Consider the following 16,133-nt stretch of genomic DNA (forward strand, 5'->3'; position numbering starts at 1 on the left):
AAACCCAAATGTATAAAAAATTCATACTAGCAAAAACATTAGATAAAGTTATGCAGTTTTGCTGCAGGTATACTAATAATCCTTATGATGGTCATACATTGCAGCAGAGTTTTGAAGCGGTAGAAAATGTAACTGGAATAAAGATAAAAAAATCGTTTGTTGATCTTGGTTATACTGGCAGCAATGTTAAAGAGAAGAGTAAGGTATATACCCCAAAAACTCGGAAAAAGTTATTGAAAGAAGACAAGTGTATGATCAGGAGACGCAGTGCTATAGAACCAATAATAGGGCATTTGAAACAATATGGCAGGATGGGCAGAAACTTCTTGAAGGGTGTGATAGGAGATGTGATCAATCCAATAATCTCTGCTATAGGTTTGAATTTACGATGTATTGCCAATCATTTACACATCATGCCTAACTCTACATAAAAAAATTATCATTAAAAAACTTGCTAAACGATTAAAAAAAATCGTTAACAATAAGCTCATGTAAAAATTTTACTAAAACAGAAATTTTTCAATAAAATTGAAAACAATTTTTAATTTTAGTGCAAATATTAGAATTTTTTTTGTAAAAATTTTATTCAATCATAGATTATGGGGGGCTTTAAATATTTTTGGCGGACGGACTATATATAAGAACTTAATTTTCTGGCAATAATATTTCTCTCTTACCAGTATGGTTAGGAGGAGATATTACCCCATTTTGTTCCATTTTTTCAACAAGAGTAGCCGCTCTATTATAGCCAATTCGTAAACATCTTTGTATATAGCTAATTGATACTTTTCGTTCTAATTGTACGATTTGTACTGCTCTTTTATATAAAGTTTCATCACTGCTTGAATCATCTCCTAGACTTTCGGCATTTACTTCATCATCATCTAATTGCTGAGTCACTGCTGAAAGATATTCAGGTACTCCTGTTGATCTTAAATATTGGGTTACTTTTTCTACCTCTTTATCATCAACAAATGGACCATGAACCCTGGTAATCTTGGATGAATTACCCATATAAAGCATATCTCCCATACCAAGTAATTGCTCAGAACCTTGTTCACCAAGAATAGTCCTACTATCAATCTTAGAAGTTACTTTAAAACTGATACGGCTGGGGAAATTAGCTTTGATTACCCCAGTAATAACATCAACAGAAGGTCTTTGGGTTGCCATGATAATATGAATACCTGCTGCTCTTGCCATTTGAGCTAGACGCTGTATTGACAATTCAATGTCTTTGCCAGCTACCAACATTAAATCAGCCATTTCATCAACAATTACTACAATGAATGGTAATTTTTCCATATTCATTTCAATTGTCTCATAAATAGGTTTACCGGTTTCTGGATCAAATCCTATTTGGACAGAGCGTTCTAATATTTTACCGCTTGACGCAGCCTCCAAAATTTTAGCATTATAACCTGCTATATTTCTGACCCCAATATTTGACATTGCTCTATAACGATTTTCCATCTCTTTTACTGCCCATTTCAGGGCTACCACGGCTTTACTTGGTTCGGTAACCACTGGGGTCAAAAGATGTGGTATGCCATCATAGGTTGATAGTTCAAGCATTTTGGGATCGATCATTATTAAACGGCATTCCTCCGGGGTATAGCGGTAAAGTAGGGAAATTATCATAGCATTAATTGCCACTGATTTACCGGAGCCTGTCGTACCAGCAACTAACAAATGGGGCATTTTTGCTAAATCGGCAACAAAAGGTTTGCCAGCGAGATCCTTTCCTAGAATCAATGGTAGCATAATACTGCTATCTTGATATTCCGGTGTTCCAATTAATTCTCTTAGACAAAAGAAAGCTCTTTGTTTATTGGGTAATTCAATACCTAAAACGTTTCTACCTGGTATTACAGCTATTCTAGTTGATATCGCAGATAAAGACCTAGCAATGTCATCTGATAAACCGATAATCCTAGAAGATTTAGTACCTGCAGCTGGCTCAAATTCATATAACGTTACCACTGGACCTTGGCTAATATTAATTACCTGACCTTTAACACCAAAATCATTCAGAACAGTTAACAGCGTTTGGGCATTATGTTGTAATTCTGATGCAGTTTCTACTTTTATATTTTGACTGTCAGCTTGTTTTAATAATTCGATAGGGGGCAAGTATGGTAATTCGCCATTTTCTTTTTTGAATGGAGATTGTTGTTTTGAACAATGGGAGTGTATGTCATTATTTTTTTCTTGTAATGCATCTATTTTATGAGCATACGTTGCTTCTTCTTGATTAATAAAAGGAGTCTTTTTTGTCAGAACTGGTTTAGTTGAGTTGTTATTTGTTGATATTGTAGGTAAAAGTATAAATTTTTTATAAGGTATTAGTTTGAATAATTTAATTATAGCGATCCCAAAAATTGAAAATTTTATTTCAGTTAATAAAAATAATAAAATAAATGTAGTAATAATTAAAACGTAATCGGCTCTAGCATCCAATTGCTTGATTATTGGATAAATAATAGTACCTGTTGTCCCACCTGCACCTGCCGGTAAATAATTAATTTTTATATTAGTGCAGACTATCGATAATGATATAATTGACAGCAGCATCACAATTATCCTGACGGTAGCCCATTTCTTCTTTAAATGCCATACACTCAGAGACCAAAAAATACAACAAATTGGTAAAATAAAGGACGCTATACCAAAAAACTGGTAAAAAATATCTGCCAAGTAAGCACCGAAATGACCTAATAAATTGCTAGGATATTTGTCTGTGACAGAATTAAAGGAAGGATCATTTGGATTATAAGTCACTAGTAATAGAGCAGTAGAACAGCCCACCAGCATTAATAAAGCAGACTGCACTCTATTATTAGTAAAAATCCTGTTTATGTAATATAGCACAAAAGTTGCCTAAAAAAATGAACCACTTCGGTCGTTGCCTAAGATCCTCAAAGAACCTGTATGTAAGGTGGAATCCATATATCTGTATAATAGATTCAGACAGGGACGGTTTCCTAATAATAAAAATTATAGTCCCGGGGCAATACGTTAAGCTCACGAACCAAGCAGCCCATTACATTTCAAACATTGATGTTTCATACACGGGATTATATAATATCACTTTCCAATCTTTCTCGCAAGGTCTTCTAAATATCCTGCTATAGTACTTAACGTTTCTGCAAATTTTTCTTCTTCGGGAGGTATATTAGCACCATCAATTTTAGCAATTTTGTTAGTCAAGTTTTGTACTTGCTCCTGTAAACTCAATGCAGACATAACTAATAATAGTTCAAATGATGCTGATGGGTTAACTTTTTTTATCTGAGCAATATTTTCATTTAATTTGGTTGCAAGATTGCATAATTCTTCTCTTGATCCTTCACTACATGCGAGTTGGAAAGTTTTGCTACCAAGTGTTATTGTTACTATAGACATCTTTATGTATTTTTATGTTTTATTGCTTCAAGTTCAGCAATATATATGGCTATTTGCTCAAGTATTTTTGCATAATTATCCCTGAGCTGTTTATTTTCATCCTGCAGTTTATTGATTTCTTCATGCTGTCTAGCGATATTTGATAAGAGACCTTCAAGACCTTGATCCACTTCTTGCATTAACTTAAGTAATAAATCATTAGTTATTTTCATTCAGATTATAATATTAAGTGATAAATTATTGGAATTATTATTAATATTAAAACAGAAATAATAATTAGTTGTTTTTTCCATTTATAGTCCAATATCATTGGATCTGACCTATTTCTGAGGTCAATATCTTTTGAAGATTCCTGATTGTCTTTTTCACTGAGATTTACATCTATCCCTAAATAGTTTGAGTATAATTTAAGATAACCTTTTACATAAACTTCCGCTGGCATCGAACTAAAATCCTCCTCTTCAAGAGCTACCAAATATTGCTTCCTAATCTTCAAATAGCTAGATATTTCTTCAAGAGTTTTACCAAATTCTATTCTCGCTTGTTTTAGGGATGACGACATAACGCATTACTCAAGCTTACGCAAAAAAGTTTCAAATTTTTTGTTTGCTAAAATTAAAATATTTAAGTCAATAGTTTCTTGCAATCTAATTCCTTTTACAAAATCTAAAAAAATACATGCGGCATCTATATTATTATCAATCCATAACTCTAAATCAATATTTAATTTAGAGTTGTTAATTATTTTAGCCAATAATTGTCTTTGTTTATCATATAAGTCATCTTTTAATGATTGAATTGATAATCTATTCCAGTAGGAATCATTTAGTTGTTTATCACAAGATTTACGAAGCCAATCAATACTAAATTTATTACCAGTAGTGAAATATAAATTAGCAACATCATTATTTTTAGCTTTTGTCTTTTTTGCAATATATATTATATCAAAGACAGACACTAGGCTGTCAAGAGTTGCAATCCTGCGAGCTATTTCATCTGTCACTCCTGATAAAGTATATTGCTTAACTTTATTATCGAATTTGTTTTTTGCTTCTCCTAAAAGAAGATTACCAACCACTTTACTAAGCATTCTAGCTGGTTCATAAAATTCATCAATGGTATTGCTAATATTGATAGGATGTTTTATATGCTTTAGAAACCAAGAGATACCTCTACGCATAATTTTAGCAAGCTCAGTGAACATGTCAATTTTAACTTTATGATCTATATTACTTGCTAGAGATTCTACTATAGCCCATAGATTATCTAAATCAAAAATTTCACAGATAATAGTATACGAACGAACTATATCACAAAGAGCAGCCTGAGTTTCACGTTTTATAAGATTAAGTGATGGTCCGCCTAATTGATTAACAATTTTATTTGTTACAACGGTTCGAATAATTTCATGCTTAAGCGGATGAGCTAAAATTTCCTCACGGAATTTTTCTTGCATTAGTTTTGGAAAATAATTAATCAGATAAGATTCAAAATACTTATCTTTTGAAAATGTTGCTGTTATTAAATCATGATAGACTGAGCGTTTACTATAAGAAAGTAATACACAAAGCTCGGGACGGGTCATATTTTCCTTATTAACTGCCCTTTTACTGAGTTCTTCCTGAGTTGGTAAGAACTCAACAGTTCTATTAATTAATTTTTCTTCTTCTAAAGTATCAATAAATTGGCTAAATACTCCGATAGTTGAAGTACTAGATAATTGCATTATATCAAGTGCCTGAGTTTGTTTATAGTTATCAACTAGAACCAGTTCCTCGACGTGTTTTGTCATAGTAAATAAGAACTTATTACGTTCTTCTAAACTAATCTTATTAGAGGACATAGCCTGATTAAGAGCAATTTTGATATTTACCTCATGATCCGAACAGTCAACACCAGCTGAATTATCAATGAAATCAGTATTTATTCTCCCGCCTAGCTTGCTATATTCTATTCTACCTTGTTGTGATACGCCAATATTCCCGCCTTCCCCTATTACTTTAGCTCTAATATCTTTACCATTGACTCTCAGATTATCATTTGCCTTATCGCCTATCTCTAAGTGACTTTCTGTTGAAGCTTTTATATAGGTTCCTATACCACCGTTCCATAGCAAATCAACTTCCGCTTGTAGGATAGCTCTAATCAGCTGTTCTGGAGTTAATTGGTCAATATCTATCTTTAGCAATAATTTGGTTTCTGTAGATAACAAGATAGACTTACTGCTTCGCTCAAAAACTCCCCCACCTTTTGAAATTAACTGTTGATTATAGTCAGACCAATTTGATGTAGGTAACTCGAACAATCTCATACGTTCATTAAAACTAATAATTGGGTCAGGTTGTGGATCAATAAATATATGTTTATGATTAAATGCCGCAACAAGTTTTATGGTATTAGACCTAAGCATGCCATTACCAAAAACATCCCCAGACATATCGCCAATACCAACAACAGTAATAGGGTCTTTTTGTACATCAATACCTATAGCATGGAAATGGCTTGCTACAGAAATCCAAGCTCCTTTTGAGGTAATAGCCATTTTCTTATGATCATAACCTACTGATCCACCGGAAGCAAAAGCGTCGCCTAACCAAAAATTATATTCAGCCGACACACTATTTGCATAATCCGAGAACGTTGCCGTACCTTTATCGGCTGCAACCACGAGATATGGATCTTCTTGGTCGTAGATAATAGTATTTTTTGGCTGAATAACTTTACCATCAATTATATTGTCAGTAATATCAAGTAATCCACGGAGAAAATTTTTATAACACTGCACCACTCTTGCCATATATTCTTGGCGAGTCATATTATCATCAGTGAAATTAACGAAAAATCCACCTTTTGAGCCAACAGGTACAATAACTGAATTTTTGGTCATTTGGGCTTTCATTAGTCCTAATACTTCTACTCTATAATCCTCACCTCTGTCAGACCATCTAATACCTCCACGAGCGACGACGCCCCCTCGTAAATGGATAGCTTCAAAAGCATTATCGTAAACAAATATTTCGGCAAATGGTACTGGCAAAGGCAAGTGAGGAACTTTTTGCGAGTCAAATTTAAAAGAAAAATAATTTTTACTGACTGTACTATGCTTGTTAGCTGAACTTTTTAAGTCATTAGAGCTAGGCTGATAACAGTTAGTTCTTGTAATAGCTTCAATAATATCAAACATTTGTCTTAGAACCTTATCCTCACTACTGCTAGTAATTGTGGTAAGATAGTTAAAAATATTATCTTTTATAGTTTTTGCACGTGCATCTGAGCAATTTGCGGGATTAAATTTAGTATCAAACAAATCAACCAACATTTTAGTATATAAAAAATGCTTTATTAAGGTCAACTGAACGTAGCCCTTGCCATAGACAAAGCCGGTTTGATGTAAATATCTAGTTAATGCTTTAACCAACTTAACTTGCCACCAATTAAAGCCCGATAACACTATTAATTTGCTTAAAGAATCATTAGCCAAAAGTCCAAGATATATCTTATCTAGAGCCTCTTCTACGTTTGCTTTAAGTAAATCAATATTGCTTTCAATAGTTATCAATGTTTCGAGAGTGAACTCATATATCCAACTTTCTTTAATATCTCCTGCTCCTTTTATGGTAAAGCTTTGTTCATCTATAGCTTTGAATCCCAAATTTTCTATAGATGGTAATAAGTCTGAAAGAGCTAATTTAGGTGTTGGGCTGTAAATTTTTAGCTGGAACTCTTTATTATTTATAGCAATTAAATTAAATATCGGTTTGCGATAAATACTAGCTTCCTTTAAATAGTCAATATCTATTAAAGCTGTTTGTCCATTAAATTTTTCTCTATAGTCGATAGGAAAAATTGGGTCAAAAAGCTTAAAATTTACTCCCCCTTGGTATTCACCAAATTCTTTACATAACTTTTGGTAAAAATCCTCACTCCAACGAGTGGAGAGCTTATCTAATTCTTGCTCTATTAGTTCAACATCAAAATCAATATTCTTTTTACCCTGTAGCTCCAACGTAATAAATAAATATGAAAAATTTTCTACCACTTCTGCAGTATAATCTAAAAGTATTAGACCACTAAGTATATTTGATAAATAATAATTTATGCTACTATGTACTTCTAGTGTCAAACGATCTCTTGGTAAAAATATTATGACATTAATAAACGAACCAGACCAATCTTGCTGAATAAATAATTTGAGTTTTTTACTCGTTATCCCTGAGAATACATGTAAGCACATACAGTATAGATCACCTTCATCAATTTGTATCAAAGCTTCTTTAGGCAGAGATTGAATTATATTTTTAAGTTTCTTGGTATTATATCCACCAATCGGGAAAGCGGCTTTATCTACAACAAATTTTAGTTTTTGTCTCAGTATGGGAATATCAGTAACTAATTGATAATACATTGCAGAGCTATATAAGCCAAAAATTATACTACCTGAATGATATTTTTTCTCCTGATCAATTTTCTTAATTAAAATATAATCTACTAAGTTACTTCTATGTACTTTTGATAAGATATTAATTTTACCTAAAATAATTAGTTTATTTTCATGTAATGAATTTGCTGAACGTTCTATAATATCAAGCACTTCACCACTATTTTGCCATATCTTTTTAATACCATCTTCCAATGAAAAATTTTTAGAAGTTAGATCAAAGTTAATCATACCTAGAAAAGTAAAATTATCATCTTTTAACCAATCTAAGAAATTTATAGATTCATGATAATCTAAATGATTCTCATTATATAATTGCTGATTATTTTGGATATCGTTTGAAATTAACGTCACTCTGTTTAAGATTTTAGACCATACATTATAAGTAGTATCTACCTGATCTAGAACTTCATTTAAAGTCATTTCCAAAGAGCTAATATCTTTTTGATCAAAACTTCCTAGAATAGTGATATGGACTAAAGATTCCTCTCTATCTTTCTTTATATCCAATATTGCTTGTAAGTTACCATCATTGTTCCTTACACAAGCTATAATAGGATGAAGTAAAAATTTAGCTTTTAAATTTAGACTTGTTAATAAACAAATGATCGAATCAACTATAAATGATTTGTTATCATTCAGTAGCAAAATATTAATTGCAGGATCATTTTCAATTACTGTACTGACAATCTGCAACTTTCTTTTATCAGGCTGTTTTTCTTGAAAGAACTGAAAGGCCTTATTTGTAAACTCATCAAATAATTCTAGTCTATCTCTAAATCTATAGTCTACAGGGATATAAGCTAGAAATTTCTGTACAAACTTACTATAAAGAGGGGTGCTATAAAATGGATTCCCATTTTTTACTGTACTCAGTGATAAAATTTCTGATTTATAATTAGGAACTTGACAGGTAAGCTTACTCAAAGCTAAAGATGTCTTTTCTGTTGTCATAGCTGTTACCAAACTTTATAATTGTTTCAATAGATTACCAAGTAGGTAACAAGTGTTTAAATAGCTTAAATTAGGAATAATATCACAGTATACTCGATGTCATATATGGACAAAGTTCATGCAATCATTCCTACTTCCCTTAATGTCATTCCTGAGCAGGCAGGGATATAGATTTCCGCTGCAGCTCGAATGACATTAAGTAATATAGTCCCCTGTCAAAGCGGAAATGACATCTTTGTGTAGAATTTAAGTTGTTTAATTCTTGTCTACTTGCTATTGATTATAATTAAATAAATTACTTAAGCAAGAGGATCACTACTATTGTGGAAACTATTTTCGCTCAAAGCTCTAAACTAGGAAAAGCTGGTGTTGCAGTCTTTCGTATCTCTGGACCTAAAAGCCTATTTGCCTTAAAACATTTGCTTAAGAATAATAATATAGAGTTTGTTCCAAGAATTATGTACTGTAAAAAACTCATAAATCCTAAGAATCAAGAATTAATTGATGATGCGGTGGTAGTATACTTCCAAGCTCCAGCTAGCTTTACTGGAGAAGATGTAGTAGAAATATATACACATGGCAGTATAGCAATTGCCGCCATGCTAACTGAAACATTGTTAACCATCGATGGTTTAAGAATGGCAGAGCCTGGAGAGTTTACCCGTAGGGCGTTTTTAAATGGCAAATTTGATTTAACTGCAGCAGAAGGTATTGCTGATTTAATTGAAGCAGAAACTGTTTGGCAACATAGGCAGGCGGTTAAACAAGTTGGCGGAGGACTTGAAGAACTTTACAATGGGTGGAGACAAACTTTACTGACCATCATCGGTTTCCTAGAAGCTTATATTGATTTCCCCGATGAAGATATTCCACAAGAAATATTAAATAGAGTTATGACTCTTAGTGGTGAACTTAAATATGCTATAATAAAACACCTTAACGATAATAGACGGGGGGAGCTGCTTCGAACCGGTATTAAATTGACTATTTTAGGAACTCCTAATGTTGGTAAATCTAGCTTACTTAATTTTTTGATGCAAAGAGACGTTGCTATTGTATCAAACATTGAAGGTACAACTCGTGATATAATTGAGGGGCATCTAGATATAGGAGGATACCCAATTATATTACAAGACACAGCTGGTATAAGGGCAAGTAATGATTTAATAGAGCTAGAAGGTATCAAACGTGCAATTGAGTCAGCAAAAATGGCTGATATTAAAATAATTATGCTTGATGCTATAAAGTTAAGCAACTCACCCTCATATTTTGAGGAGATGGCTGATATTATAGATTTAATAGATGATAATAGCATAATGCTGGTCAATAAAATTGATCTTTTGGATAAAAGTTTGGGGCATTGTCATCCTGCTTCAGTGCGGGATATAGATTCTCGCCTACGCGGGAATGACATCATGGAAGATAGCTTGCTGCCATTAAACAAAAATTATTTTAAAATCTCTATAAAAGAAAAAATAGGACTGGATATTTTATTAAAGGAAATCGAAAATATTGCTCATAATATAGCAGGTTTAACCGAATCGCCGCATATTACTAGACAACGTCAACGAACCTGTATAGAAAAAGCGTTGGAATATTTAGAAAATTTTAATATTGAAAATGACTTAGTGCTAGCCACAGAAGATGTTAGAATGGCTATCAGAAGTTTAAGTAATGTTACTGGTAAGATTAGTGTTGAAGAAGTTTTAGGAGAGATATTTAGTAATTTTTGTATAGGTAAATGATCAATGATTCAGAAAAAAACACAAGAAGTATTAGAGCTAATAGATAAATGGCAAAAATATTTGAAATTACAAAAAAATTGTTCAGAACATACCATAATTTCTTATAAGAATGATTTAGAACATTTTCTGAATTTTATGACTCACTATAATTCTGAAATCATAACCATTAGTTCTATAAGGCAAGTTGACATAAGATTAGTACGGAGCTGGCTTTCTAAAAGGCAACAAGATAATTACCTAACAGCTTCTAACTCTAGAAGTTTGTCTGCTATAAAGAATTTTTATAAATATCTAGAGAAGACTGCTAATATCACTTGCCATGCAATTTTCTCCGTCAAAAATCCTAGGAAAGCTAAAATATTACCGAAATCTTTATCGCAGTCAGATGCTCAATTATCCATTGAACATATTGATGATTTCGCTGATTTAGAATGGGTGGAGTTAAGAAATAAAGCCCTTTTAGTGCTTATTTATGCTGCTGGGCTTAGAATATCCGAAGCATTATCTATGACTACATCTCATTTACAAAACTTAGATTTTATAAAAATAACAGGGAAGGGTAAAAAAGAACGGATAATACCATGGACACCAGTTGCTAGAAATTTAATAGAACAATATTTAAGTAAATTACCTTATAGTATAGATGAAAAAGATCCGATATTTCGAGGTAAAATGGGTAAAAAATTACAAGCTCCAGTATTTAATCGTGAACTGATAAAATTACGTCGCTTCTATGGATTATCAGAACATTTATCAGCTCATTCCTTTAGACATAGTTTTGCCACGCACTTGCTTGAGAATGGAGCAGAGTTAAGGTCTATTCAGGAATTACTTGGGCATAAAAGTTTGTCAACTACCCAGCGTTATACTAAAATTAGTCTAAAACATTTGGAAAATATTTATAATAATGCTCACCCAATATCAAAATCTAAAGGGGAAGTATTATAATCTTCTTGCCATGCTTTTTAATTATAGGTTATATTATCCCATGTTTGAATATGAGAAGCCTGTATGTCTAAAATTATTTTACTAAAAGGGTATAAACCTTCCAATGATGAAGAATATATGAATCCTCAACAGTTAGAATATTTTAGACAAAAACTCCTTGAGTGGAAAAGTTCTTTACTAGAGGAATCACGAGAAACCTTAACCCATCTCAAGGAAGAAAATTGGAATGAGCCAGATTTAAATGATCGTGCGTCAATTGAAACGGATACAGCAATTGAACTTAGGACAAGAGATAGGTATCGTAAGCTTCTTGATAAAATCGAAGAAGCTTTGGTAAGGATAGAAAAAAATGAATATGGTTATTGTGAAGAAACTGGAGAGCCAATTGGCTTAAAACGTCTAGAGGCAAGACCAGTTGCAACTTTGTGTATTGAAGCACAAGAGCGACATGAGAGTTATGAGAAACAGCATATAGATATTTAAGCTCAATTTCGGATTAATTTCATTAATCCGAAATTGGAATGAGAATGTAAACAATCAGACTTAAAGAGGTTTGACGCCTGATTGTTAAATATTTCATTTGCTAATAGATTAAAATGCATTCGTAGAAGCGTTTCAAGAATGCATTTTTCTGATATTTTAGCTAGTTTTGGATTAAAATTAAAAATTTTAATCCAAAACTGAGGTTATTTAGGTTCTAATAGTTAAATAGGTGCATATATGGCATATACAGAGAAAACAAAAAGTTAACCACTCTGCACTGCAAGTGCAGAGCTTAATATTACGGCATGAATGCCTAATGTATGTACTAACTTAAAAGTTAGAAACTATTTGTATATGGCTCATTTAGAAAGTGTCACAACACAAAAAGAATATATCTGTGAAGTGTAAGATTTTGTTAAAAAATATCTGTATGATTCATTCTTATCTTTTCTTGATAAGATATTTAAAATTTATGTTGAAACGACGCACTGCAAGTGCGGGGTTTTTCTCCCAAAGTGGGACAATAAACTAATTATTTTTTTTGATAGGTATATGATACTTGCTGGTACAATGGGACAATATTTGTTTTATACTCAGGCCTATAAAATTTTTACTACTAAGAGTGCAGATGATTTATCTCTTGATGGTTTTCTTGTGATAATTATTGTTACTTTGAGTTGGTTAATTTATGGTATAATCCACCATAACATTACAATCATTGTTGCTCAAATAGTTGGATTAGTAGGAATGATAATGGTGGTGATTGGTATATTGCTTTATGCTTCTTGAACTCAGTCTTGGGATAAATTAAGGACGATAAACAGTTGAACAACCGTTATTTTACTCTTGACTATTTTCCAGCTTACTTTATTATGACCAACAGTTTATTTTATAAATAATACAAAAAGGTCTGATAGTTGTGGCTAAAAAAAATAAGAATGTTTTGGTAAGACTTGTTAGTACAGCTGATACAGGGTATTTTTTGGTAAAGAAACGCAACCCTAAAACTCAAACTGAGAAGTTATCATTTAAGAAGTATGATCCTGTAGTCAGGAAGCATGTTCCTTTTAAAGAAGAAAAGATTAAATAGTGAAATAGAGGTATATGGCAACAAAAATTCGTTTGGCAAGAGGTGGAGCAAAGAAGCGTCCTCATTATAGAGTAGTTGTAGCTAATGCAACAGCTCCTAGGGATGGTGATTTTCTGGAGAAAGTAGGTACTTATGACCCAATGCTTGTCAGAGGTGATGCAAATCGTGTGGTTCTAAAATCTGATCGTATAGAATATTGGTTAAGTACGGGGGCTCAGCCTACAGATCGTGTTGCTAGGTTTATTGAGGAAGCCGGTATATTACTTCCGGCATCAATCAAAAAGAAAATGGAAGTTAAAATTAAGAATCGTAAAATAAAACCTCCTAAGAAAGAGTCAAAAAAAGCTTAAGGTGGATAAAAATATGTTCCCCGTGAGGGGGATGTCATTCGAGCTGCGGCAGGAATCTAAAACACCCAAATCGATGTCATTTTCGTGTAGGCGGGAATCCATAATATCTAATAATCTTTGTAGGCTATTTTTTGGATTTCAGCTTTCGCGAAGATGACAACAACCTTAATAGGTGCTTGACTTTAGAGCTTTTTCTTATTTGCCGGATTAGCTCAGTGGTAGAGCAACCGCCTTGTAAGCGGTAGGTCGTCAGTTCAAATCCGACATCCGGCACCAGCTATTTAATAATTATGTTTACAATACATAAGACAATTCCTTATAGATTTATTAGTTACTTAAAGCTCTATAAATTAGATCTAGCAATTGTTATGTTGGCCTTATTATGTGTGTCAATTTCGTTGCTAGCAATAGGTAGTAGTTTTAGACAGTTAATTGATAATGGTCTAAAAACACATTATCTGCAGTCAATTGATCAATCGATATTATATATTACTATTTTAATAGTAATTTTTAGTATAGGTAGTTTTTTCCGTTCTTATTTCATTAATAATATTGCTGAAAAAATTGTGAGTACAATTAGGCAAGAAGCTTACAGTAATATAATTAATTTTGATATTGCTTGTTTTGAAGAGCTAAAAATTGGTGATATCATCTCCCGCCTGACTATAGATATAGAACTTATCTCCAAGTTGATTATCAATTTTCTCTCTTTCTTTGTTCGTAACTCAATAATGCTAATTGGTGGAATTATATTGATGTTCTTTCAGAGCCCTAAACTCGCTGTGATTGTCATTACCATTATACCATTATTATTGTTACCACTAATGAAATTTGGCAAATATGTAAGAAATTTATCAAAGAATGCTCTCAAGTCGCAAGCCAATATTGCAGCTAATTTAGAAGAAACTGTATCAAATATTTGCACGATACAAGCTTTTAATCAGCAGGCAAATAAAATAGCTGATTTCAATAGGAAAATTTCTGATTATTTAAAGTATACGGCAGATCGCTTAAAAATCCGTTCTATATTTTTCGCGATAGCTATTTCAGTTATACTATTCTCTATCACTATAGTTATATGGGTAGGTAGCAGAGATATAGTACATGGCGATTTATCATCAGGTCAGATGATATCATTTATTTATTACGCTATAATCGCCGGTATGAGCAGCGGGGGTATTTTTGAGCTTCTAAGTGAGGTACATTCATCTCTTATAGCTTCAGAAAGGGTTTTTGCTCTTATAGATTATTCTTCCAAAAATAATCAACACACCAATATCCAAATATGTGATTATCAAGATAATAAGACTTCTAGGATTATAGAGTTTGAAAATGTAAGCTTTATATATCCATCAAGATTAGATAGTTTAGTTATAGATGATCTGTCATTTAAAATAGATAGAGGTAAATTTATTGGTATAGTTGGCAGATCAGGTGCTGGTAAAAGTACCATGATGCAGTTAATGTTAAAATTTTATTTTCCTAAAAAAGGAATTATTAGAATTGCCAAGCAAGATATATCAGAGACTAATGACCAGCAGATAAGGCGTATGATTGCCTATGTCCCACAGGATTCAAGTATTTTCTCTGGTACGATTAGGTCAAATATCGTTTTTGCTAAACCAAATGCTAGTGAAGAAGAAATAATAAAAGCAGCTAATTATACCGGAATAATGGATTTTGTTCAAAATCTTCAAGAAGGACTAGATACCGAAATTGGTGAGAAGGGCATTAAATTATCTGGAGGACAGAAACAACGAATAGCTATTAGTAGGGCAATTCTATATAACCCAGAAATTTTACTTCTAGATGAAGCAATGAGTGCTTTAGATAGCGAGAGTGAACAAAAATTACTAGATAGATTACAAAAAATAATGAAAGACAAAACTATATTATCTATCGCTCATCGTATTTCAAGTATAGAGAAGGCTGACGAAATTTTAGTAATTGATCATGGACGGTTAATTGCAAGGGATACTCACGCTAAACTGCTTGAGAAATGTGAAATTTATAAAATAATTTGCACAGAACAGTCAATAAACTTGTAAAAATATGAATAGAGAGTTCGTTAAAACTGGCTAGAATAATTTAAGTTCTTCAAAAAAATGCATTCTTGAAGCGGCTGGCACGAATGCATTTTAATCTATTATCGCTAGGCGTCAAACCGCTTTAAGCCTGATTGTTTACATTCTCATTCCAGTTTTGGATTAATTTCATTAATCAGAAATTGAGGTTTAGAATAAATATGTTAACCAAAATGACACAGAGTTATTACATTAATAATATATTTTTATAATAAAGGGTAATTCTACCTATTTTGACTTGAATATTATACAGTTTAAGCTAGAATCACCAATACAAAAAAATGAGGTTTATTATGAAAAATTTATTAACTATTCTTCTAACTTTAGCTTTCTCTATTTCTGCTTTTGCTGCAGCGACTCCTGAGAAAAATCCGCAGCAAGACGAAGTGAACGTGGATGAAAACAACATGAACAAGAAAGACCAAAATAAGAAAGAAAAAGAAGAAGTGAAAAAATAAATCCTTTTTTCTACTAAGGCTGGTGTGGAGTTTTCTATGCCAGCTTTTTTGTAGTCTCCCCGTCAAAAGTGCTAAAAATTAAGAAAAATTCAAAATTTAATACCTTAGCCAAAAATTCTTGTATAAAATTTGAGAGTTTAATTTTTTTGATTTAAATTTTTGGTACAAAAAGATGATT

Annotated in this window: 15 protein-coding genes, 1 tRNA gene and 1 other RNA gene; 11 read left to right on the forward strand and 6 right to left on the reverse strand. The window is 32.3% G+C overall.

Annotated elements, in window-relative coordinates; genetic code table 11:
• Window positions 1-8 precede the first annotated feature (8 nt).
• The gene (locus AAHN00_RS14025; protein WP_342271633.1) at window positions 9-431 is read left to right on the forward strand and encodes a hypothetical protein; all 423 of its coding nucleotides are present in this window, start codon (window positions 9-11) and stop codon (window positions 429-431) included.
• A gap of 214 nt (window positions 432-645) precedes the next feature.
• On the opposite strand, the gene AAHN00_RS14030 is transcribed toward AAHN00_RS14025, so the two are convergent.
• From AAHN00_RS14030 to AAHN00_RS14055, 6 genes are all read right to left on the reverse strand, one after another.
• Window positions 646-2,871, reverse strand: a complete 2,226-nt coding sequence (locus AAHN00_RS14030) for a DNA translocase FtsK (RefSeq protein WP_342271634.1) — start codon at window positions 2,869-2,871, stop codon at window positions 646-648.
• A 15-nt stretch (window positions 2,872-2,886) separates the two neighbouring features.
• A non-coding RNA gene (gene ssrS / locus AAHN00_RS14035) (6S RNA) lies at window positions 2,887-3,045 on the reverse strand.
• A 42-nt stretch (window positions 3,046-3,087) separates the two neighbouring features.
• A complete protein-coding gene (locus AAHN00_RS14040; protein WP_342271635.1) occupies window positions 3,088-3,405 on the reverse strand; it encodes a cell division protein ZapA in 318 nt (105 codons plus the stop codon).
• A gap of 2 nt (window positions 3,406-3,407) precedes the next feature.
• On the reverse strand, window positions 3,408-3,584 hold the full coding sequence (locus AAHN00_RS14045) for a hypothetical protein (RefSeq protein ID WP_342271636.1): 177 nt from the start codon (window positions 3,582-3,584) through the stop codon (window positions 3,408-3,410).
• 38 nt (window positions 3,585-3,622) lie between these two features.
• Window positions 3,623-3,967, reverse strand: a complete 345-nt coding sequence (locus tag AAHN00_RS14050) for a helix-turn-helix domain-containing protein (RefSeq protein WP_342271637.1) — start codon at window positions 3,965-3,967, stop codon at window positions 3,623-3,625.
• 6 nt (window positions 3,968-3,973) lie between these two features.
• A complete protein-coding gene (locus AAHN00_RS14055; RefSeq protein WP_342271638.1) occupies window positions 3,974-8,797 on the reverse strand; it encodes an NAD-glutamate dehydrogenase in 4,824 nt (1,607 codons plus the stop codon).
• Between the two features lie 323 nt (window positions 8,798-9,120).
• Here AAHN00_RS14055 and mnmE point away from each other — a divergent pair, with 323 nt between their 5' ends.
• The 10 genes from mnmE (at window position 9,121) to AAHN00_RS14105 (ending at window position 15,955) form a co-directional block, all read left to right on the forward strand.
• On the forward strand, window positions 9,121-10,542 hold the full coding sequence (gene mnmE / locus AAHN00_RS14060; RefSeq protein WP_342271639.1) for a tRNA uridine-5-carboxymethylaminomethyl(34) synthesis GTPase MnmE: 1,422 nt from the start codon (window positions 9,121-9,123) through the stop codon (window positions 10,540-10,542).
• Between the two features lie 3 nt (window positions 10,543-10,545).
• Entirely contained in the window at window positions 10,546-11,490 is a 945-nt protein-coding gene (locus tag AAHN00_RS14065) for a tyrosine recombinase XerC (RefSeq protein WP_341751310.1), read from the forward strand.
• A 63-nt stretch (window positions 11,491-11,553) separates the two neighbouring features.
• Window positions 11,554-11,973: an RNA polymerase-binding protein DksA gene (gene dksA / locus AAHN00_RS14070; RefSeq protein ID WP_341747613.1), complete on the forward strand. Its 420-nt coding sequence runs from the start codon at window positions 11,554-11,556 to the stop codon at window positions 11,971-11,973.
• A 370-nt stretch (window positions 11,974-12,343) separates the two neighbouring features.
• Entirely contained in the window at window positions 12,344-12,505 is a 162-nt protein-coding gene (locus tag AAHN00_RS14075; protein WP_342271033.1) for a hypothetical protein, read from the forward strand.
• A 20-nt stretch (window positions 12,506-12,525) separates the two neighbouring features.
• A complete protein-coding gene (locus AAHN00_RS14080) occupies window positions 12,526-12,762 on the forward strand; it encodes a SemiSWEET family transporter (protein ID WP_342271640.1) in 237 nt (78 codons plus the stop codon).
• A 130-nt stretch (window positions 12,763-12,892) separates the two neighbouring features.
• Window positions 12,893-13,063: a 50S ribosomal protein L33 gene (rpmG, locus tag AAHN00_RS14085; protein WP_342271641.1), complete on the forward strand. Its 171-nt coding sequence runs from the start codon at window positions 12,893-12,895 to the stop codon at window positions 13,061-13,063.
• Between the two features lie 14 nt (window positions 13,064-13,077).
• Window positions 13,078-13,413: a 30S ribosomal protein S16 gene (rpsP, locus tag AAHN00_RS14090; protein ID WP_341747616.1), complete on the forward strand. Its 336-nt coding sequence runs from the start codon at window positions 13,078-13,080 to the stop codon at window positions 13,411-13,413.
• A 201-nt stretch (window positions 13,414-13,614) separates the two neighbouring features.
• A tRNA-Thr gene (locus tag AAHN00_RS14095) sits at window positions 13,615-13,689 on the forward strand.
• Between the two features lie 23 nt (window positions 13,690-13,712).
• Complete coding sequence (locus tag AAHN00_RS14100) at window positions 13,713-15,461, forward strand: ABC transporter ATP-binding protein (protein ID WP_410521458.1); 1,749 nt, start codon at window positions 13,713-13,715, stop codon at window positions 15,459-15,461.
• 329 nt (window positions 15,462-15,790) lie between these two features.
• Window positions 15,791-15,955 (forward strand): hypothetical protein, encoded by a 165-nt coding sequence (locus AAHN00_RS14105; protein WP_342271643.1) that lies wholly within the window; start codon window positions 15,791-15,793, stop codon window positions 15,953-15,955.
• The last annotated feature ends 178 nt before the right edge of the window (window positions 15,956-16,133 follow it).

The organism is Candidatus Tisiphia endosymbiont of Parasteatoda lunata, from assembly GCF_964030955.1.
Lineage (GTDB): Bacteria > Pseudomonadota > Alphaproteobacteria > Rickettsiales > Rickettsiaceae > Tisiphia.